Origin of the sequence: Chryseobacterium foetidum (genome assembly GCF_025457425.1) — a bacterium.
GTDB lineage: Bacteria > Bacteroidota > Bacteroidia > Flavobacteriales > Weeksellaceae > Chryseobacterium > Chryseobacterium foetidum.
The window spans coordinates 1,049,300-1,070,202 of record NZ_JAMXIA010000001.1 but is presented as its reverse complement, the minus strand read 5'-3'; the positions used below and the strand labels follow the sequence as shown (position 1 = coordinate 1,070,202).

The 20,903-nt window shown below is 35.4% G+C and carries 20 protein-coding genes and 5 tRNA genes; 14 read left to right on the top strand and 11 right to left on the bottom strand.

Translation table 11 applies throughout. The annotated features are described in order from the left end of the window. Positions 1-123: 123 nt before the first annotated feature. The 3 genes from NG809_RS05135 to NG809_RS05125 all read right to left on the bottom strand — a co-directional run bounded on the left by NG809_RS05135 (position 124) and on the right by NG809_RS05125 (position 686). Positions 124-375, bottom strand: coding sequence for a GIY-YIG nuclease family protein (locus tag NG809_RS05135; RefSeq protein WP_262148635.1), 252 nt, complete (start codon positions 373-375; stop codon positions 124-126). A 48-nt stretch (positions 376-423) separates the two neighbouring features. Continuing rightward, a tRNA-Arg gene (locus NG809_RS05130) sits at positions 424-497 on the bottom strand. 114 nt (positions 498-611) lie between these two features. Then, a tRNA-Pro gene (locus NG809_RS05125) sits at positions 612-686 on the bottom strand. Positions 687-1,340: 654 nt separating this feature from the next. Between NG809_RS05125 and NG809_RS05120 the strand changes: the two genes are divergently transcribed. Genes NG809_RS05120 through NG809_RS05110 form a run of 3 tightly spaced genes read left to right on the top strand, consistent with a single transcriptional unit; the run spans position 1,341 to position 2,762 of the window. After that, the gene (locus NG809_RS05120; protein ID WP_317619158.1) at positions 1,341-1,874 is read left to right on the top strand and encodes a peptidoglycan-binding domain-containing protein; all 534 of its coding nucleotides are present in this window, start codon (positions 1,341-1,343) and stop codon (positions 1,872-1,874) included. A gap of 10 nt (positions 1,875-1,884) precedes the next feature. Then, complete coding sequence (locus NG809_RS05115; protein ID WP_262148634.1) at positions 1,885-2,073, top strand: hypothetical protein; 189 nt, start codon at positions 1,885-1,887, stop codon at positions 2,071-2,073. Positions 2,074-2,090: 17 nt separating this feature from the next. Beyond that, positions 2,091-2,762 (top strand): chitosanase, encoded by a 672-nt coding sequence (locus NG809_RS05110; RefSeq protein ID WP_262148633.1) that lies wholly within the window; start codon positions 2,091-2,093, stop codon positions 2,760-2,762. A gap of 273 nt (positions 2,763-3,035) precedes the next feature. Here the strand turns inward: NG809_RS05110 and NG809_RS05105 are convergent. The 3 genes from NG809_RS05105 to NG809_RS05095 form a co-directional block, all read right to left on the bottom strand. Beyond that, positions 3,036-3,109: transfer RNA gene (locus NG809_RS05105), tRNA-Arg, on the bottom strand. A 32-nt stretch (positions 3,110-3,141) separates the two neighbouring features. Further along, positions 3,142-3,216, bottom strand: a tRNA-Pro gene (locus NG809_RS05100). A 14-nt stretch (positions 3,217-3,230) separates the two neighbouring features. Beyond that, a tRNA-Ser gene (locus NG809_RS05095) sits at positions 3,231-3,317 on the bottom strand. 134 nt (positions 3,318-3,451) lie between these two features. Here NG809_RS05095 and NG809_RS05090 point away from each other — a divergent pair. The 3 genes from NG809_RS05090 to NG809_RS05080 all read left to right on the top strand — a co-directional run bounded on the left by NG809_RS05090 (position 3,452) and on the right by NG809_RS05080 (position 6,579). After that, entirely contained in the window at positions 3,452-4,477 is a 1,026-nt protein-coding gene (locus NG809_RS05090) for an N-acetylmuramoyl-L-alanine amidase (protein ID WP_262148632.1), read from the top strand. Positions 4,478-4,590: 113 nt separating this feature from the next. After that, positions 4,591-5,445 (top strand): glycosyltransferase family 2 protein, encoded by an 855-nt coding sequence (locus tag NG809_RS05085; RefSeq protein ID WP_262148630.1) that lies wholly within the window; start codon positions 4,591-4,593, stop codon positions 5,443-5,445. A 108-nt stretch (positions 5,446-5,553) separates the two neighbouring features. Beyond that, positions 5,554-6,579, top strand: a complete 1,026-nt coding sequence (locus NG809_RS05080; RefSeq protein ID WP_262148628.1) for a hypothetical protein — start codon at positions 5,554-5,556, stop codon at positions 6,577-6,579. On the opposite strand, the gene NG809_RS05075 is transcribed toward NG809_RS05080, so the two are convergent. The 3 genes from NG809_RS05075 to NG809_RS05065 form a co-directional block, all read right to left on the bottom strand. Next, positions 6,572-8,047, bottom strand: a complete 1,476-nt coding sequence (locus NG809_RS05075; protein WP_262148626.1) for a lipopolysaccharide biosynthesis protein — start codon at positions 8,045-8,047, stop codon at positions 6,572-6,574. The two genes, NG809_RS05080 and NG809_RS05075, sit on opposite strands and share 8 nt — an antisense overlap. 9 nt (positions 8,048-8,056) lie before the next feature. Further along, entirely contained in the window at positions 8,057-8,851 is a 795-nt protein-coding gene (locus NG809_RS05070) for an FkbM family methyltransferase (RefSeq protein ID WP_262148624.1), read from the bottom strand. 246 nt (positions 8,852-9,097) lie between these two features. Beyond that, positions 9,098-9,766 carry a DUF2461 domain-containing protein gene (locus tag NG809_RS05065; RefSeq protein ID WP_262148622.1) on the bottom strand — a complete coding sequence of 223 codons (669 nt, stop codon included), beginning with the start codon at positions 9,764-9,766 and terminating at the stop codon, positions 9,098-9,100. 272 nt (positions 9,767-10,038) lie between these two features. Here NG809_RS05065 and NG809_RS05060 point away from each other — a divergent pair, with 272 nt between their 5' ends. The 8 genes from NG809_RS05060 (at position 10,039) to NG809_RS05025 (ending at position 18,540) form a co-directional block, all read left to right on the top strand. Continuing rightward, a complete protein-coding gene (locus tag NG809_RS05060) occupies positions 10,039-11,766 on the top strand; it encodes a DEAD/DEAH box helicase (RefSeq protein WP_262148621.1) in 1,728 nt (575 codons plus the stop codon). A 232-nt stretch (positions 11,767-11,998) separates the two neighbouring features. After that, entirely contained in the window at positions 11,999-12,637 is a 639-nt protein-coding gene (locus tag NG809_RS05055; protein WP_262148619.1) for a DUF47 domain-containing protein, read from the top strand. A gap of 22 nt (positions 12,638-12,659) precedes the next feature. Continuing rightward, positions 12,660-13,799: an inorganic phosphate transporter gene (locus tag NG809_RS05050; protein ID WP_262148617.1), complete on the top strand. Its 1,140-nt coding sequence runs from the start codon at positions 12,660-12,662 to the stop codon at positions 13,797-13,799. Between the two features lie 329 nt (positions 13,800-14,128). Next, positions 14,129-15,100 (top strand): polyprenyl synthetase family protein, encoded by a 972-nt coding sequence (locus NG809_RS05045; protein WP_262148616.1) that lies wholly within the window; start codon positions 14,129-14,131, stop codon positions 15,098-15,100. Between the two features lie 94 nt (positions 15,101-15,194). Next, the gene (locus tag NG809_RS05040) at positions 15,195-16,151 is read left to right on the top strand and encodes a GSCFA domain-containing protein (protein WP_262148614.1); all 957 of its coding nucleotides are present in this window, start codon (positions 15,195-15,197) and stop codon (positions 16,149-16,151) included. A gap of 33 nt (positions 16,152-16,184) precedes the next feature. Further along, on the top strand, positions 16,185-16,697 hold the full coding sequence (locus tag NG809_RS05035; RefSeq protein ID WP_262148613.1) for a DUF4269 domain-containing protein: 513 nt from the start codon (positions 16,185-16,187) through the stop codon (positions 16,695-16,697). 4 nt (positions 16,698-16,701) lie between these two features. Continuing rightward, positions 16,702-17,469, top strand: a complete 768-nt coding sequence (locus tag NG809_RS05030; protein WP_262148611.1) for a TatD family hydrolase — start codon at positions 16,702-16,704, stop codon at positions 17,467-17,469. A 6-nt stretch (positions 17,470-17,475) separates the two neighbouring features. Continuing rightward, on the top strand, positions 17,476-18,540 hold the full coding sequence (locus NG809_RS05025; protein WP_262148609.1) for an acyltransferase family protein: 1,065 nt from the start codon (positions 17,476-17,478) through the stop codon (positions 18,538-18,540). A 378-nt stretch (positions 18,541-18,918) separates the two neighbouring features. Here NG809_RS05025 and NG809_RS05020 read toward each other — a convergent pair whose 3' ends face one another. Next, positions 18,919-20,178 carry a DEAD/DEAH box helicase gene (locus tag NG809_RS05020; RefSeq protein ID WP_262148607.1) on the bottom strand — a complete coding sequence of 420 codons (1,260 nt, stop codon included), beginning with the start codon at positions 20,176-20,178 and terminating at the stop codon, positions 18,919-18,921. Positions 20,179-20,346: 168 nt separating this feature from the next. After that, positions 20,347-20,835, bottom strand: coding sequence for a DUF6438 domain-containing protein (locus tag NG809_RS05015; protein WP_262148606.1), 489 nt, complete (start codon positions 20,833-20,835; stop codon positions 20,347-20,349). Between the last annotated feature and the right edge of the window lie 68 nt (positions 20,836-20,903).

Sequence of the window (20,903 nt, the reverse complement as noted above, 5' to 3'; positions counted from 1 at the left end):
CCTCCTTTACATCTAATCTTTCATAGATTTTTCCCATAAAAAAAGAGAAACCATTTCTGATTTCTTTTGTGTGAGCGCAAAAGGATTCAAACCTTTGACCGTCCCGATTAAAATCGGGATGCTCTATTCAGTTTTTCCGATAAGATCTTTAATTTTCAATTTGCTTTTCCAGGATTTAATTTCCAATTCTCTATTGTGGGCCGAGCTTTTGTTTTCGAATATTTGAGAATACACTATAATCCAGTCTTTCGCTTTTGAAGTGAATCCATTGTGAGCAGATAAGTGCTTTCTTAACCTTTCCTGCAGTGACTCACAAGAATGGCCAACATAGTATTTGTCCAAAATTTTTGAATACAGAATATAGCAGAAACACATAAAACTATTATATACAAAAAAAACCCACAAAAAATGTGAGTTTTTTAGTGAGCGCGAAAGGATTCGAACCTTTGACCGTCTGCTTAGAAGGCAGATGCTCTATCCAGCTGAGCTACGCACCCTTAATTTTTTTAAATACGCTTTTCTAACCTTTGACCGTCCCGATTAAAATCGGGATGCTCTATCCAGCTGAGCTACGTACCCATTTGTAATTTTATGAAAATTATCTAAAACTGTCGGGGCGGCAGGATTCGAACCTGCGACCTCCTGGTCCCAAACCAGGCGCGATGACCGGACTACGCTACGCCCCGATTAAAAGTCATCTAAAACAAATATTACCTTGTTTTTTGTGGGTGCAAAGATATAATATATTTTTAATTATCAAAATATTATATCAAAATATTTTAAATTAATTTTTAGCTTTATGGCTTTTGTATTGCTCAATATCAGTACCAATCGATTGACAGTAAATTGGTTAGTAACTATGTAGAACGTTTTTATTTCATTATATTTTTTCATCAATTTTTTTTTAAGTGATCCAGCCAAAAATCCTTTGAAGTCGCTGTTTTTCGCATCATTTTATTTGTAATGAATTTCTGCTATGGGGAAAATGCCTACGTGAAATAGTGATTTTACGGATTGTATATGTCAGATAATGAGTAACTTTACTTTATATTTAAACAGATATTCCGGTAAGAAATTATGGATAAGTACAGATTGACTTGAAATTGTGGTAGATCAGGCTCAATGCCGGTCGCTTACAATTTGTAAATATTTCTGATTCTTTTTAACTAGAAAAAAGAAAATTCTTATTTCTGATTTGATATGTGTTTAAATTTCTTTAAAACTAATTTTAACCATTAAAAGTAAATTAATCATGAAAAAAACTCATTATCTTAAAGAATTATCTCTGTCTGCTACACAGGTAAGAAGGGGTCTAACAAAAAAACGCAGATGTAGAGAAAATCCAGTCCTGGCTTTGTCTTCAGGAGAGACAATACCGCGGAATAGGTACAATGATCGGCATCGATGGGGATTATGGTCCAGCAACCGAAGTAGCTGTAAAAAATTACCAGAAATTCTTATGCATAGCTGCTGATGGTATCGTGACAGCATCATTGTTTTCAAAACTTACATCAAATCTTAAAAATTCTTTTGAATCGGTTGCAAAAAAAACCAGTTTAAGAGATACCATTTCTGAGGTGGCTCACAATCACTTAAAATGCTTCCCTGTTGAGCTGGTCATCAAACAGCAAACCAACTGCGGACCTTGGGTAAGAAGTTACATGGGTGGAAACGAGGGCTCAGACTGGCTTTGGTGCATGGGTTTTGTACAGGCAGTTCTGGATCAGGCAACATCTTTGCATAATAGAAATTTTACCGAAATGATGCCCATAAGTTACAGTTGCGATACCGTTGGTACGCATGGTATTCACAAAAAGGTTTTGATACGGAATGAAAAGATCAGAATAAATCCGGCTCTCGCAAAAAAAAGGTGATGTTCTTTTGGTGAGAAAGTCTCAAAATGACTGGATTCATACAGCGGTCATAGTAGATGTGATCGGAGACACTTTTATAACTATTGAAGGAAACACCAATAACGACGGATCGAGCAATGGTGATGGTGTTTACAAGCGAGTGAGAAACTTCAGAAAATCCTATCTGGATGTTTTTAGTCTAAACAATTGGTTGGTTTAATTTAAAATTTAAAAATAATGATTACATCTTCACAGAAAAGTAAAATAATTCAGATCATCAATGTCTTTGAAACCGGAACTAAAGACGGGAAATATGACCTGATTGCGATCTATCCCGATGGAAGAGACGGTTCCAGACAAATTACCTATGGACGCAGCCAGACAACCGAGCAGGGAAATCTTAAAGCACTTATCGAAAAGTATATTGCAAACAAAGGTTTGTTCGCAGCAGAATTTAAAATTTATATTCCTAAAATTGGGAAAACATCTTTAGTAGACGATGCAGCGTTTAAAAGTCTTCTAAAGAAAGCAGCGAAGCAGGATCCGGTAATGAGAAAATCTCAGGATGATTTTTTTGAAGTGTTGTATTTTCAACCTGCCTTTCATTTTTTTGAAAAAAATAAATTTTCGAAGGCCTTGAGTTTGTTGGTAATCTATGACAGTTATATTCATTCGGGAAGTGTTCCCGCATTTATCCGTGAAAAATTTGCCGAAAATGTTCCTGTAAACGGTGGCGACGAGAAAAAGTGGATAAAAAAATATACTGAAGCAAGACATGCTTGGTTGACTAATCATTCAAAACAGTTGCTGCGGAAAACAAACTACAGAACCAAATGTTTTTTAGAGCAGATTGCGGCCAATAATTGGGATTTGTCGAAATCAATCAATGCTAATGGTACAATTGTGTAGTTTACTTACATATTGCTCTAAATAGGTTTCAAACGTGTCTAAGGTAGATGTGACCATTGGTGAAAGGATTTGTTTGTGGACTTGTAGAAATTCTTATGTTTTCATGGCAGACATATTTTGTTACCATAAAGAAGCTGTCTCTGATTTCTTTAAAATCCGCGTGAAGAAATTTGACCTGTAACCGTCCTGAAGAATCGGGATGCGCTATCCAGCTGAGCTTTTGGTAATTTTTTCCACAAAAAAAGAGAAACCATTTCTGATTTCTCTGTTAAGTGAGCGCGAAAGGATTCGAACCTTTGACCGTCTGCTTAGAAGGCAGATGCTCTATCCAGCTGAGCTACGCACCCATTTGTAATTTTGTGAAAATTATCTAAAACTGTCGGGGCGGCAGGATTCGAACCTGCGACCTCCTGGTCCCAAACCAGGCGCGATGACCGGACTACGCTACGCCCCGAGAAAGATAAAAAGCGGAGAGTAAGGGATTCGAACCCTTGGTACCGTTTCCAGTACGCATGTTTAGCAAACATGTCCTTTCGGCCTCTCAGGCAACTCTCCTTTATCTTATATTTTGAAGATCTTTATTCCGTTATTGCGAGTGCAAATATAGATTAGTTTTCATTACCAAGCAAATATTTTTAACAAAAAAAATGTGTATTTTTACCCTGATAATTGACTATAAAAACCCACAGATGCGTAAAACATTATATATCATCGGATTAAGTACACTTATTTTTTCGTGTGCGGCTAAGAAAAAAACGGTTGCTACAACTTACAGACCTAAAATTGCTTCTGCCACAACCAAAACAGCAGGAGATAAAGTTGACGAAACTGAAAAAAAACCTCAGATTAAAACACAAAACGGTGTTGAATTCTTTAGAGAAAATATTGCCAATGCAGCCAATAATGACAATACTATAAGTTACGGTTCGATAGTTTCTGCGAAACCTCAGGGTTACAAAGTGGTGAAGACGTATTTTCCTTCTTTGGGTCAGAATTTCAGACAGCGATATTTGATTTTACATTATACTGCGTTGGATGACAGCAGATCGCTTACAGCACTCACACAAAAATCAGTAAGCGCTCATTATCTTGTCAATAATCTTGGTGATAACGAAATTTACCAGCTGGTTGACGAAAATAAAAGAGCCTATCACGCCGGAATCAGTACCTGGAGATCAGATAAAAACCTCAATGACAACTCCGTTGGTATTGAAATCGTAAACATCGGCTATACCGCTGATGCTACCGGAAAGAAAACCTTCCTGCCTTACAGCGATGAGCAGGTAAAGAAAGTAGCGGCTTTGGCAAAAGATATTGTTGACAGATACCAAATTCCTGCAACAAATGTTTTAGCTCATTCAGATATTGCACCAACGAGAAAACAGGATCCGGGACCTTTGTTTCCATGGAAAAAACTGTATGATGAGTATCAAATAGGGATGTGGTACGATGAGCCAACGAAACAAAATTTTTATAATTTGGCAATGACAGATTTTGCCGTAAAATATAATGACCCTTCGTTTGTATTTTTAGTGAAAACCAGTCTTCAGAAATTTGGCTACGGAATCGAACTTTCAGAAAAGTGGGATGATGCCACAAAAAGAACCATCGAAGCATTCCAGTATCATTTCAGACCGCAAAATTATGACGGAATTATGGATGCTGAAACTTGGGCGATTCTCCAGGCTTTAATGCAAAAGTATCCTACAAAATAATACTTGATTTAAATAAAAATTATAAATTATTCAACCTTCGTTTCACTCTTTTTAAAGATGAGAAGAAGGTTTTTTGATGGATTTAAACTAAATTTGAAAACTAAATTTTCACTTTGAGATTTCTAATCATCATTCCTGCACATAACGAGGAAAACAATTTGCCGTTCACTCTCAATTCTTTACAACAGCAAACCTGTAGAGATTTTAAAGTTGTCATTGTCAATGACGGCTCGACAGATGGAACTGCAAAAGTAGTTCAAAGATATGTGGAAAATGATTCAAAATTTGAAACCATCAATCTTCAAAAATCAGCACATCAGCCAGGTTCAAAGGTGGTTGCAGCCTTTAAAAAGGGTTTGGAAACTCAAAATGTAAATGAATTTGAAATCATCTGTAAGTTTGATTCTGATATTATTTTAGAGGAAAATTACCTTCAGACAGTTGCTGATGCTTTCGCTAAAAACTCTGACTACGGCCTCGTTGGCGGACTTTTATATGTTGAAAAAAACGGCGGATGGGTTTATGAAGGAAATTCAAACAAGCATCACGTCCGCGGTCCGATGAAAGCATACAGAAGGGAATGTTTTACTGAAATAGGCGGTTTACGGGAAACTTTGGGTTGGGATAATATCGATGCTATTTTATTGCAAAATTTAGGCTGGAAAGAAGTTGTGATTCCGGAATTGCATGTGAAACTAATTAAAGTAAAAGGTGCAGATTACACCATAAAACCGGCAGATTACTACGGAAGATATTTTTATTTTTTAGGTCTAAACCGTTTTTTGACTTACGTCGCAGCGGCTAAAGAAGCGATGAAAATAAAATCTCCTGCTTTTTTATTTCAAATTATCAGTTCGTACGAAAAATGCAAATCTCAAAATTTGGAATTGAAGATTTCTGATGATGAACAAAAAGTCATCAATCAGCAACGGTGGAATATGTTTAAAAAGAAATGGTTTAAAATATAAATATTTGTTGGGATTCACTCAGAAACCTAACATGTTTTCAAAACCTGTTAGGTTTGATAATTTAAAAAATTACTTTCTCAATTTTAATGAAAAATTAGATTTTTTAACTTGAAAAATATCGCTTACATCGAAATCGACACCCACGCAGAAATCGCTTCGGATTTTTTGGATTTAATGAAAGATTCCAAAGCGTTTACTGTAGATTATTATTTTTCAGAGAAGATTAAAAATCAGATTTCACAACATGATGAAAATATCTGGTTATCAAATAATTCGATGATTTTAGATCAGCTGAAGTCCAAAAAATATGATTTGATAATCATCGGAACGGTTCACCGGTATTTCAATACATTTTTAAGCATTACCAAAAAATATAAGACCGCTGTAATCGTTCATAATCTCAATTTTTCCAAAGCTTCTAAATTTGATTTAATTAAAAATATTTTCAAGGAAGATTTATTTTACCGTTTAAAACTTTTATGGAAAGAGGGACTGATAAATTCTTCCAAAGTTTATCAGAGCGCGTCTCAACTTGTTTTGGATAAAAGTTTTTCCTCATCAGAATATCAGTTTTTACCGCTTTTTTATACCAAAGAATTTCGTCAGAATAAAAATGAAAAATTGACAGTTGTCATTCCAGGCGGAGTTTCACAGAAAAGGCGCGATTACAAACATATTTTAAATACCATTCAAAAATCAGAATCGGCGGAAAATATTGCGTTTGTTTTTTTAGGTAAGGCAAAAGGAGAGGAGCTTGAGAATATTAAAAAAGTTTCAGAGAAATTTGATTTAAAATATTTTACCGAAAGAATTTCACAGAAAGATTTTGAAATGTGGATGAAAAAAGCAGATGTTTTGTGGTGTCCGATTCAGCAGGAAACAGAATTTTTCAGTCAGAAAGAAATTTATGGAACAACCAAAATGACCGGAAACATCGGCGACGCCATCAAATTTGGAAAAATGGCTGTTTTCCCTAAAAATTACGCATCAAATCTCAATTTTATCGTTCAGGAAAAGGAAGATGTAATTCAGCAATTCTATGATTTGAAAGATGCCAATTATGATTTTCAGAAAGAGTTTAGCAAAAAGATTGTCCTCAGAAATTTAGAAAATACGCTTTTGAAACTTATTTAAATTTCAATATGCTTTTAATGAATTTCATGTTGATATAATCTTCAATGGGAAAGATTTTCGTAAAATGATTTCCAATAAAAATCAGCAGTAAAACAACTGCAGGTTTGTAAACTAAATTGATAAAATTATTTTCAAAAACCGGTAAAACAATCGCCACCGTAATCGCCAGCGTGCAGATGATTGATACAAAAATCATTTCAATCGAAAAAGGTGAAACTTTAAACACAAAATAATTAAAAATCACTTTGATCATATTGTAAAGCGTCACGGAAATTGCCGTAGACAAAGCAATTCCAATCAGCGAAAGGTCGGTGTTGTTGATGAAATACCAGTTTAATCCAATCGTCAATCCTGCTAACAAAAGCATGACCATGATGTTGAATTTGTAGTATTTTGAAAGCGAAATAATATTTCCGTTGAAACCCGTTGCCAGATCAAGTAAAACTGCGGAACCCCAAATCCAGATCACCGGCTCATACATTCTCAGTAAATCTCCTTTTTTGGGCATAAAATGCGTCAGGTACGGAAATCCAACCATAATACATCCAAACAGAACGGCTCCCAAAAAGTAAATGGTGAGTGAAGTTTTTTTATGAAATCTGTCGAGTTCTTCCATGTCTCCATCGGCAAGGTTTTTTCTGATAATCGGTGCGGAAATATTAAATAATCCCAGTTGCGGAATGGAAATCAAAGAGATCAAAGCCAGCAAAATACTGTACACAGCGATTTCCTCATCACCGATAAACTCACCAATCATATAATTGTTGATGGCCATGTGGTTTCCGAAAGTTCCCAAAAATCCGAAAAAACTGTACGCTGCAAATTCTCTGTAAAAGTTATCTTTTTTAAAGTAATCTCTGCTGAAATCGAGCTGCACTTTTTCAAGTTTGTTGGTGTAATAAATGTATCCGGAAAGCATCAGAGCAAACATTCCGAAGAAAAATGCCAAGGCAATCTGTTCTGAAAACTGAAAGTAGAAAAACAGACAAAACGAACCTAGATTCGCCAGTTTAGGCAACAGATTGTCAAAAATATTGGAAACGACAATCCTTTTGTAATTGGAAATATATCTGTTGAAAACCGCGCAAAGTGAAAGCGTCAAAACAAGCGGCAGAATATATTTTTTGCTTTCCCAGATTTTCAGTTCAGTAAAATGAGGGTAAAAATTCGGGATGAAGAAAAATACGATTAAAAAAATAAGAAAATTAATACAAATCAAAGCCAGAGAAAGCGACAGCATATTTTGATTTTTGCCGTCTTCCTGAGCTTTTCCGAAGAATTTTACGTTCGAATACGAAATTCCCAACACTACAAACGGAACCAGCATTTCTGCCGCAGACATGATGTACCGCAATTTTCCGTAAAAAATAAGGTTGTTGGTGAAAATGAAAATCGAAAACATCCCGATCAAAGTCGCGACGTATCCAATCACTGAATATTTAAATCCCTGCCTTGCAACTACACTCATACTCAGTTTTTAAACGTTTTTAGGAAGGAAAATAATGTTGTTGATGTATTCGGTTTTGTTTTTTTCGTCGCTGATATTTTTGAGCAGAATTTCTTCAGTCAGTTTTTCGGGAGTGAATGTTTTTCGGTTTAAATAATGAGCATTAAAGCCCCAATTTTCAACCTCTGAAATCTCATTCCAAATAGGAGTGTCGTGGTGGCGTTGTTCCATTTCAACCATTAAAGTTGATCTGAATTTTTGTATCGTTTCTTTTCCGCCAAAAAGAGTTTTCATCTCATTTCCCTCCACATCAATTTTAATGAAATCAATTCTGCTGATGTTTTTAGATTTTACCCAGTCATCCAGTTTTACAACTTCCACGGTTTCTGTAAAAGAATTTTCTTCGTCCTTTTCTTTGTAGGAAGTATTTAAAGTACCTCTCGAAGCGACCATTTTTCCTTTGATAATAGGAACTTTAAACTGAGCAGTTGTGTTTTCATCAGAAAGTGCCACAGAAGAAATGTTCATCGATGGGAAAAGCCTTTTCAGACGGGTGTTCAGTTTTTGATTGGGTTCAAAAGCGAAAATATTCTGATGTTTCAGTTTGTTTTCGAACTGATAAAGAAAAGTGCCCACGTTGGCGCCAATGTCGAAAATTACAGCATCATTTTGCAGATAATCTTTTATCCAAACCAACTCCGGTTCTACATTTCTCGCCGAAAAGTTTTCTCTGGTGAGGTTTTTCAGATTTTTAAAATACCTCTGTTTGTAAAACCCAGGACTTATAAACTGTAGATTTTCTGCGAGTTGCTGGTATAAAGACATTAGTTTTTCTTTTTATAACGACTTGCAAAGGTAGTCATTTTGCCAAAAAACTTTTAATATATTTTTTTGAGATAATAAATTTTGGAGGACGTTGTTTGGTTGAGTAGGTTTTTAGATTTGTGGAGAAACTATTGGTGTTTGTAAATTGAAATTTTTCAACAAAGACAGGTTGCTGCGTCAGGAGCAGCATCCGTGTAGCATAAATTCTCAAAACCTCGGCGCAGTCAGTAGGACTGCTATCTCCAGCTATCCCTCAATCGCACGATTCAAAAAATCATTCAGTGGCTTTGCGACCGCGAAAATTTCGGCAAACTTCTTTGCGGCTTCTTTTTTTGTCAGATCTTCATCTTTTAAATGATAAACTACAATAAAATTTTTAAGTCTTAAATATTCTGCCATCGGATCTTTTTTTTCAAATCCTTGAGGAATCTTTTTCAGTTTATCGTCCTGATCAAGCTCTTTGAAAAGTTTTTTGAAATCTTTCTGATTTACAACCTTCAAAAAATCTTCAGAATACAGCGAAATTTCTTTACGAATGGTTTTCAATGCTGCAGAATCTGGCATGTAAATTCCTGAAGCAAGAAAAGATTTGCCTGGCTCCACATGAAGATAGTAACCTGCTTTCTGGCTGCCTTTTCCCATGCCTAAAGAAGCTCCCATATTGGTTTTGTATGGAGATTTGTCTTTGGAAAATCGGACATCACGGTAAATTCTGAAAAGTGTTTTTTTGGCGTCGGTTTTCAGAATATCTTCATCAAAAACGCCCATTTCAGTAATTAGATTTTCTATGAATGAAATCATGTTTTCCTGAGAATCGGTATACTGTTGTTTGTTTTCTGTAAACCACTCACGGTTATTGTTTTGAAGAAGATTCTGTAGAAAAATTAAAGTATTTTTTGATATTGTTGCAGACATGCGATGATTGATTTTAATCCAAATTTAATCAATTTAAATCTATTGTTGTTTGATTTTTTGAAGTATTAACAATAAATTACTGTTAAATAAATGAATGTCTTAAATTACCGCAAGAATATGATATTTTTAAAATTATGAATAAAAAGGATGATTTTTTTTGATTATTTTAAAAAATGAATCGAATTTAAGTTGTTAAATTATTGATTCTGTAATATACGTTGCGAGATTATCCAAATAATAATTGTACCTTTGCAAAAATTTTATATTATTTAATGAATTTATTTACGGAGTCCAATTTAAGTCCTGATTTACTTAAGGCAATTGGCGAACTGGGCTATGAAAGCCCGACAGAAATCCAAAAACAGACTATCCCTTTTATTCTTTCAGATATTCGCGATTTGATCGCACTTGCGCAGACAGGGACAGGCAAAACAGCAGCGTTTTCGCTTCCGATTTTGGATATGATTGACGATACGAGTCGCAAAATCCAATTTTTGGTGCTTTGTCCGACACGGGAACTATGTCTTCAGATTGCTAAAGACATAAACAACTACACGAAGTACATGCCGAACGTAAAATCTACAGCGGTTTACGGGGGAAGCAGTATTATGGATCAGATGAGATCTCTTAAGGACAAACCGCAAATCATTGTAGGAACTCCTGGTAGAGTAATCGATTTGATTAACAGAAAAGCATTGGACTTTTCAGCAATTCACTGGTTGGTTTTAGACGAGGCAGATGAAATGCTTTCAATGGGTTTCAAAGACGAATTGGAAACAATTATAAAAGAAACTCCGGAAACGAAACAAACTTTCCTGTTCTCGGCAACGATGAGCAAAGAGGTAGAGAGAATTTCTAAAAATTATTTAACCAATCCACACAGAATTTCTGTTGGTTCTATTAACGAAGTTAAAAAGAACATCAAACATGAATACTATGTAGCCGGTTACCGTAATAAAAAAGAAGCGTTGAAGAGATTGATAGATTCAAACCCTAATCAATATTCAATTATTTTCTGCAGAACAAGAATGGAAACTCAGGAAGTTGCCGATTTCCTGATGCAGAACGGATATGCAGCAGATGCGCTTCATGGTGATCTTTCTCAGGCGCAGAGAGATACGGTAATGAAGAAATTCAGACTGAAAAATATCGATATTTTAGTAGCGACAGACGTTGCAGCGAGAGGTTTGGATGTAGATTCATTAACTCACGTTGTGCATTTTTCGTTACCGGATGATCCTGAAGTATTCGTTCACCGAAGTGGTAGAACGGGTAGAGCAGGAAAAGATGGTATTTCGATTTCTTTAATTAAGCCTGAAGAAAGCAGAAAATTAAAGCAGATCAAGTCTGTAACTAAAATCGAAATCACAGAATCCAGAATTCCTACAGGAAAAGACATTATAAAAGCTCAGGTTGCAGGTGTTTTTGAAAATTTATTGGAAGTACACGAAGATTTCTTTGAATTTGATGATGCCTTGATTCCAGACCTTTCTGAATTTACAAAAGAAGAACTGGTACACAAATTACTTCAGTTCCAGTTGAAAGATCTTGCTTTGTACTACAAAGACAGACATGATCTTCTGGAGCAGAAAATGAGCAACAGAGATGATGACAGAGGTGGAAGAGACCGTGATAGAGGCAGAGACCGCGACAGAGGAAGAGACCGTGACCGTGACAGAGGCCCAAGAGGTGACCGTGACGGAAGAGGCGAAAGAGGCAGAAGTGACCGTGGCGGAAAACCAAGACAGAGAGACGAAAATATGACTAGATTTTTCTTCAATCTTGGTAAAAAAGACCAGTTGAAAAAACTCGATGTACTGGAAATTATCAACAAGGCGACTTCAAGCAAAGGAAGCAAAAGAGCTGAAATTGGTAATATTGAGATCCTTGAAAAATTCTCATTCTTTGAGATTGAAAAATCTTATAAAAATGAACTTTTAGGAAATATTCAGTCTATGAAATTTAAAGGAAAGGATATGAGAGCTGAAGAAGCTAACTAATCTTATTCATACCATACAATTTGAGCCGGCATTTTTGTCGGCTCTTTTTCTTATCTAAATAAATGTTTTACAGTGATTTAACTTTGGTATTTTTAAAGATGGAATATAATTTTTCAGTGCGAAATCCAATGTTAAAAAGTTTCTTCCAATATGAACAAAAATTAACGCTGGATGCTTTTTGGTAAGAAGCTTTTTTTAGAAATTTGCACTCGAATTATAATATATACATACAATGGGAATTGGTAATATTTTCCACGCTTTTCAACCAAAAGATAAAATCTTCTTCGTACTTTTTGAAAAAGTAACCGACAACCTTGTGGCTATGTCTGAAGAGTTCAACAACGGTATCAAAGATTTTGATGTAAACGACGATACCATGTTGAAAAAAATGAGCGACTACGAGCACAAAAACGATGAGTTGACTCATGAAATCTTTGTAGAGTTGGGGAAAAACTTCATTACTCCTTTCGATAGAGAAGATATTCACACCCTTGCAACGGGGCTTGACGATATTGCAGATTACATCTACGCTTCTACAAAATATATTTTCCTTTACAAGTCTCCGGAAATGAAGGCTTATTCAGATTTCTCACTTCTGATTAACAAAGCATGTATTGAAATTCAGAATGCGATGAAGAATCTTAAGGGATTCAAAAATATGGAGCAGGTAAAAGAGGCTTGTATCAAAGTAAACTCTATCGAAAATATTGCTGATGATCTGCTTTCAAATTCAATGGTAGATTTATTTGAAACCAACGATGCCATCAATATCATCAAAGTTTCTTCTGTATTGAATTATCTTGAAATCGTAACCGATAAAGCTGAAGATGTTGCCAATACGATTGAGAACATCATGATTAAATACGCATAAACAAGAGCTCTAAAATTAAAAAATGGAATTTCCTATTTTACTTATAGTGATCATTGCTTTGGCGCTTATCTTCGATTACATCAATGGTTTTCATGACGCAGCCAACTCGATTGCTACTATTGTTTCTACAAAAGTTTTAACTCCTTTTCAGGCCGTGCTCTGGGCAGCATTATGGAACTTTGCCGCTTTTTTTATCGCCGCTTACATCATTGGAGAATTCAAAATCGGTAACACGATTGCCAAAACCGTCAACGAGAATTTTATTACACTTGAAGTCATTTTCTCAGGTCTTATCGCAGCCATTGCATGGAACCTTTTGACATGGTGGTTTGGGATTCCTTCCTCATCATCACATACCTTAATCGGTGGGTTTTTGGGAGCAGCTTTGATGCACGCCTTCACGATGGATTATCAGGCAGTAGCCGCAGCACAACCTGAACTTGGTGTCTGGGAAACTGTGAAAGAAGCACTGGCTCAGGTAACCCAGCAAAGTGTTGTGAAATTTGATAAAGTAATTCCTATCTTCCTGTTTATCTTCCTTGCACCGGTTGTGGGTATGATTATTTCAATTATCATCACATTAATCATTGTACATCTTTATAAAAATTCAAATCCTTATAAAGCAGACAAGTCTTTCAAAAGACTGCAGCTGGCTTCTTCGGCACTGTTCAGTTTGGGGCACGGTTTGAATGACGCTCAGAAAGTAATGGGAATCATTGGTGCGGCGGTAATCTACTATCATGTTCAAATGCAACTAGATCCTGAATATTTGAATATAGCTTCAGCAGACCGTTTCGATCATTTCTCAAAAGATTACATCTGGGTTCCATTGGTTTCATTCGTTGCAATCGCATTGGGAACGATGAGTGGTGGTTGGAAGATCATCAAAACAATGGGAACAAAAATTACAAAAGTAACTTCTCTGGAAGGGGTAAGTGCTGAAACTGCAGGTGCAATTACATTATTCTTAACAGATCATTTCGGTATTCCTGTTTCCACAACACACACGATTACAGGTTCGATTATCGGGGTAGGTTTAACGAAAAGAATCTCAGCGGTACGTTGGGGAATCACTGTAAGTCTTCTTTGGGCTTGGGTTTTAACGATTCCTATTTCAGCTATTGTTGCAGGATTAACGTATTTACTCGTAACGTCTTTTTAAAAAAAGTATTTTACAATAATAAATATAGCGGGCATTTTACTTAAAATGTCCGTTTTTCTTTTTTCGAAAGGGCTGATTAAAGTCGTCAGTATCTTTTAGGAAAAAGCTCTCGTGCTTTGGTATAAATCCACGAGAGCTTTTAGAAAAAGCAGGCGTGTATTTTCAAAAAGCAGGCGTGCATTTTATTTTTGCTTACTGACCATTTGCATTTTGTATATTTTAAAAGAAAAAAAAGTTCCTGAATGAATGCGAAATGTATTGTTTACCCAAAGTTTTTTATTTCAAAACCCCTCAGAAAATTGTATTTTTGTTCAAACTATTTACATTTTATGGAATTCTTAGACACCTACCAACAGATTGTTGCTGATGCCATTACCAAATATACTTTCAAAGACAAGCCCGCTGAGCTTTACGATCCGATGAACTACATCATTTCCCACGGTGGAAAGCGTCTTCGTCCGATAATGGTGCTTATGGCCTGTGATCTTTTCGGAGGTGATATGAAAGAGGCAATAAAACCAGCCTTGGCAATAGAGTTTTTCCATAATTTCACGCTGATTCATGATGATATTATGGATGAAGCACCTCTGAGAAGAAATAAACCTACAATTCATACGATTCACGGGATCAATACAGGAATTCTTTCGGGTGACGGATTAATGCTGAAAGCCTACAAGTTTTTCGAAGATCTTGAACCTGAAATCTTTAAAGCCTGCATCAGAATTTTTACGCATACAGGTTTGCTTCTATGTGAAGGTCAGCAGTACGACATCAATTTTGAAACAAAAGAAGATGTTACTTTTGATGATTATATCAGAATGATTACCTACAAAACAGGCGTTCTAAGCGCATCATCTTTCGAAATCGGAGCGATGATTGCCAAGGCGAATTTTAAAGATGCAAAAGCGATCTTCAATTTCGGAAAACACATCGGAATTGCCTTCCAGATCATGGATGATTATTTGGATGTCTTCGGTGATCAGGCACAGTTTGGAAAGAAGCATGCAGGAGATATTTATGAAAACAAAAAAACAGTTCTTTATCTTTTGGCGAGAGAATACGCCACAGAAGCGGAACTGAAAGAACTTGATTTCTGGTATTCTAAAAAGACAGATAATATTGATAAAGTCTACGGCGTAGAAAAGATTTTCAGACGCACTGGTGTTGACGAAAAAGCTTTAAGGTTAATTGAAAAACACAATGAGATAGGTCAAAATTTCCTTCACAAAATCGACATCGATGATGAGAAGAAAAAGCCTTTCGCAGAATTGGCAAACTATCTTTTAAGAAGAGAGTCTTAATTTGAAAATTTGATAATGTACCAATTTGAAAATTTTTAGAGATTCAATTTTTATTTTCAAATGATCAAATTAACTCATTTTCAAATTGATTAAAATGAAATTCCGTACCGAAGTAAACATTGCAGAATCTGAAAACAAAATAGGAATTGAAGATAAAATATTTTCGATAGGTTCCTGTTTCGCCTCAGAAATGTCTGATTTGTTTCAGAAAGGTCAGCTTCAGACGGTCAACAATCCTTTCGGGACGGTTTTTAATCCTTTTTCGATTAATAATGCTGTGAAAAGGCTTCACGACTCAGAATATTATCATGAAGATGAACTGATCAGTTACAACGAAGAGTTCATTTCGCTTGATCATCATACATCTTTTGACACGAGGTATATTCATCAGACTTTAGATAAAATCAATTCTAAACTGGTTGAAGGAAACCAGTTTCTGCAGGAATCCAACTGGGTGATTATCACTTACGGAACTTCATTTATTTACGAATTTGAACCGAAGAAAAAACTGGTCGCCAACTGTCACAAAATTCCGCAGAAATTCTTTAAAAAAAGACTTTTAACGCATCAGGAAATTACAGATTCTATTTACGATACAATTATCAATTTAAAAGATATCTGTCCGGAAAATCTGCAGATTCTGTTCACGGTTTCTCCCGTCCGTCACACCAAAGATGGAATGACTGAAAACCAGTTGAGTAAGTCTAAACTCATTACAGCGGTTCACGAAGTGATTTCTCAGTTTGAGAACTGTCATTATCTGCCGGTTTATGAGATTTTAATGGATGATTTGAGGGATTACAGATTCTATAAAGAAGATTTAATTCATCCCAATTCACAGGCGGTCAACTATATTTTTGAGAAATTTGGAAATGCTTATTTTTCAGATGAAACCAAAGATTTTATCAAAGAAAATTTTAAAATCAATCAGGCTTTGGAACACAGAACAGACGACGAAAAAGATCCGAAATTCATTGAGTTTAAAGAAAAACTGAACCAGAGAATTGAAGTTCAGAGATTGAAAGTGAAACACGGAATATTCAAAGTTTAAAATTTAAGATTCAAGATTTAATAAGAAAACAAAATGATTGATTTTACAAGGATTGATTATTTAAAAGAAGGAAATGGAAAGCAGAAAAGAGCTTTTGCAGTTCTTAATAAATATAAAGTGCTTGAAAAGCTTTCAGATTTTTCACCCATTTTAGCAGGCACTATTCCGATTCAGATTGATATTGACGGGAGCGATCTGGATATTATCTGTGATGTTAAAAATCAGTTTGAGTTTGAAAATTTTTTAAATGAAAAGTTTTCTGAATTTGATTTAAAAATTGAAACAATTAAATTAAACGAAACAGACTGTATTGTCTGTAATTTCGAACTGGAAGATTTCCCAATCGAAATTTTCGGACAAAATAAACCGACAACTGAGCAAAATGCCTATCTCCACATGATTGCCGAGTATAAAATTTTGCAGGAAAAAGGAGATAATTTTAAACAGAAAATAATAGATCTTAAGAAAAAAGGAATTAAGACCGAACCCGCTTTCGGAATGATTTTAAACTTAGAAAATCCTTACGAAGATCTTTTGAAATTTTAAAATAATGATTGATACACATACCCACTTATACGCAGAAGAATTTAATGAAGACAGAAAAGAGGCGATTCAGAAAGCTTTAGATAAAGGAATTTCAGAATTTTATCTTCCAGCAATCGATTCAGAATCGCACGAAAAAATGTTGCAGCTTGAAAGTGAATATCCTGATCAGATTTTTTCGATGATGGGACTGCATCCGTGTTATGTAAAACCGGAAACGTGGGAAAAAGAGCTTGAAATCGTAAAGAATTATCTCGATCAAAGACATTTTCCAGCCATCGGAGAGATTGGGATTGATTTATATTGGGACAAATCGACTTTAGACATTCAGGTGAAAGCTTTTGAACAACAGATCGACTGGGCAATTGAAAAAGATTTGCCGATCGTCATCCACACAAGAGAAAGTTTTGATGAAACGTTTGAAGTTTTAAAAGGGAAAAAACATCCGAAATTGAGAGGGATTTTTCATTGTTTCTCAGGAAATTTGGAACAGGCAAAACATGCTTTAGATTTAAATTTCATCCTCGGAATCGGTGGAGTAGTGACCTTTAAAAATGGCAAGATTGATCAGTTTTTAAGAGAAATTCCATTAGACAAAATCGTTCTCGAAACAGATTCACCTTATCTTGCACCCGTTCCGTTTCGTGGAAAGAGAAATGAAAGTTCTTATCTCGATTTGGTTGCCGGCAAACTGGTGGATATTTATGGAGTCGATTTTGCTGAAATTGACAGGATTACAACGGAAAATGCGAAGAGATTGTTTAAAACTGGCTGAGATTAGATGCAACAGCTGCCCAATATCACATCTTTAAGGTTCTTTCTGGCTCTGCTGGTCATGATTTACCATATTCCGATTTTTTTTTATAACAGGGGTTTGCCCTATTTTAATGATTTACCTGTCTTTAATAAAGGAACTGAGGCGGTATACATGTTTTTCTCACTGAGTGGTTTTTTAATTATCAAACAGCTTTTTATTGAAAAAGATACTACAAACAAAATTGATCTTAAGAAATTTTACATCAGGCGGGCGCTCAGAATTTTGCCTTTGTATTACCTGATTGCTTTGACAGGAATTCTGTACTACAATTTTTTTTTACCTGCCATCGGAATAAGCCTGACCCAAACTCACAGTCTTACAGAAGGAATTCTTCTCCTGCTTTTTTTTCTTCCCAATGTCCTTTCTACCTATGATCCCGGCGGAATTCTCGTGATTTTGTGGTCAATCGGTATTGAAGAACAGTTTTATCTGTTGATAGCCCCCGTAATCGCGTTGATTCCGAGAAGGAAGGCGGTGTTTTTTCTTTTAGCCTTCAGTATTATTTTGATTTCCATATACCATTCATCGTTATTTCCTTTTCTGATGAAGTACAGGTTGATGTTTTTTTACTTCTCTTTTGCGGGATTATGTTCTTTTTTAAATTTTATAAACTTCAGATATTCAAAAATTTTCAGCTACATCGTTTTTGCGCTGGTGATATTGTATTTTACTACAGATATTTTTGTTGAAAATTTGTCAGAATTTCAATATTCTCTGCTCAGCATGATCCTGTTTGGTAGTTTTATCAACTTTTTTACTCAAAAATCATTTTCGTTCTTTCAGAATCGCACGCTGGTGTATCTGGGGAAGATATCTTATGGAATTTACATGTATCATTCTGTTGTAATGCAGCTGGTGGGTTTTTTATTATTGAAAGCAGTCCCAAAGTACAATCTGAACAACATTACAGCAATACTAGCCAGCTTTTTTCTGGTTATTATAATCACACTTATTGTTTCTCATTTTTCTTACCAGTATTTTGAAAAGAAGTTTTTGAATTTAAAAAAGGACTTCAGAGTTCTGAAATGAATTATTCGTTCTGAAAAAAAATGTTCTGAAAACGGATTCTCCTTATCTTGCACTCATTCCGCACACAGGCAAAAAATGTATGCTCTTGTTTGGATTCTGGTGGCTAAAAATGAAAAATATTTGTGGAGTTAATTCTTCTGAAATTAACTGACTTAATACGGAAAATGTAAATGGAATGTTTAAAAATTATAATTCTTAAAATTACTTCCCAAGTCAGAGATAATTAATAAATGACTGACACTGCGACTTGCTCAGCGTGACATCTCTAATACTATTTTTATGGCCGTGTCGGGCGGAGCTTTTCGAAGTTTTCATCTTATAGATCTAAAATACTTTAAAACTCAAAAAAATAAGCCTTCCCATCGGAAGGCTTTGCTTTTATTTCTTTCTGAAAAAATTGCTTTTATTCTTAGGCTTCTTGCTGTGATCAGATTTTTGCTGACCTGCAGGTTTCGGTTTTGGAATAAAAGGTTTATTGTTGGAATCTCTTTTTTCAACTACCAGATTATCCGTATGGAAAGGATGGTCTTTCACCACAGGGATTTTCATTCCTATCAATTTTTCGGTATCCTTTAAATTTAATAGATCTAAACCGTCAACAAACGAAAGCGAACTTCCTTCTGCTCCCGCACGGCCTGTTCTGCCAATTCTGTGAACATAAGTTTCTGCTACATCCGAAAGTTCAAAGTTGATTACATATTTAAGTTCATCAATATCAATTCCTCTCGCAGCGATGTCTGTTGCCACCAAAACGCGGGTTTTTCCTGATTTGAAATTACTTAAAGCATTCTGTCTCGCATTCTGAGATTTATTCCCGTGAATCGCTTCTGCTGTGATGTTTGAAGCCTGTAATTTTCTGGCAATTTTATCTGCACCATGCTTGGTTCTTGAGAATACCAAAACAGATTCTTTGATGTTTTCCTGAAGAATATGTGAAAGCAGATCCAGCTTTTTGTCTTTATCAACAAAATAAACAGATTGTTTGATGGTTTCAGCAGTCGAAGAAATCGGAGTTACCGAAACTTTGATTGGTGTATTCAAAATTGAATCTGCCAGTTTCTGAATTTCTGTGGGCATCGTTGCAGAGAAAAACAGAGTCTGTCTTCTCTGAGGTAGAAGTTTAATGATTCTTTTTACGTCGTGTACAAAACCCATATCGAGCATTCTGTCGGCCTCATCCAATACGAAAATTTCAAGATTTTTAAGGGAGATAATTCCCTGTGCTATAAAATCCAGTAATCTTCCCGGTGTAGCCACAAGGATATCAACGCCTCTTCTCAAAGCTTTTTCCTGATTTCCCTGTTTTACACCACCGAAAACAACAAGTTGTCTTAAGTGTAAATTTTTTCCGTAATCGTTGAAACTTTCTTCAATCTGAATCGCCAGTTCTCTTGTTGGCGTAAGGATCAGTGCCTTGATATGATTGTTTTTCGGACCTTTTCTTTCGCTGAGGTTCTGTAGAATTGGGATGGCAAAAGCGGCTGTTTTTCCTGTTCCCGTCTGTGCTGTACCAAGCACATCTCTTTGCTCTAATATTGAAGGAATCGCCTGTTCCTGAATAGGGGTTGGTTTTTCATAACCTTGATCTTGAAGCGCATCGAGAATGGGCTTGATCAAATTTAAGTCGGTAAATAACAAAATATTTGTTGTGTATTAAAATAATGCGGTCGAAGCAGTATACTTCATCATTTTTAGCAGATCTGCCAAAGTGTTTTTTTAACAGAGTTTTTAAGTAAAATCATTTACTGTCTGGCTGAGAATGCCGCGAAATATACTGCAAAGATAGCTTAAATTATTTTAAGAAAATCACTCCACTTTTTTCCAGTCCTGATTGGTTCTCAGTTCTTCAAAAAATTTGTAAACTTCCACCAGTTTCGGGCTTCCGTTTTTACCGTAATCTTCAACTTCTTTGGAAGTTCCGTCAGCAAATTTTATTCTTAAATATGAAGTTGCCATATCAGTGATATTTCTGCTCCCGTACTTATCATTCATCGATTTAATGTTCAGTCCGTCAATTAATGCAGTCAGCTTTTTATAATCTCCTTCTTTGATGCTTCCTTTGAAAGTACCTTCTCTCGGTTTGTCAAACTCACTTTTGCTGAAGTTTTTAGAAAAATTAAAATGTTCAGCTTCAAAAACTGCTGTTCTGTCCGGATTGATGGTGATTTTAAACATCGGGCAAGAACCAAAACATGGTCCGGCTTCATATTCGATTCGAGCGTATTTTGAATCTGCTTTTTGTGTAGCGCAGGAAAAAAGAAAAATGGATGCAAAGATTGCCAATAAATATTTCATAACTGAATTTTTTTTGTGGGGTCTTACAATAAATATTCCAAAACGAAAAAGAGAAACTTTTCAGCTTC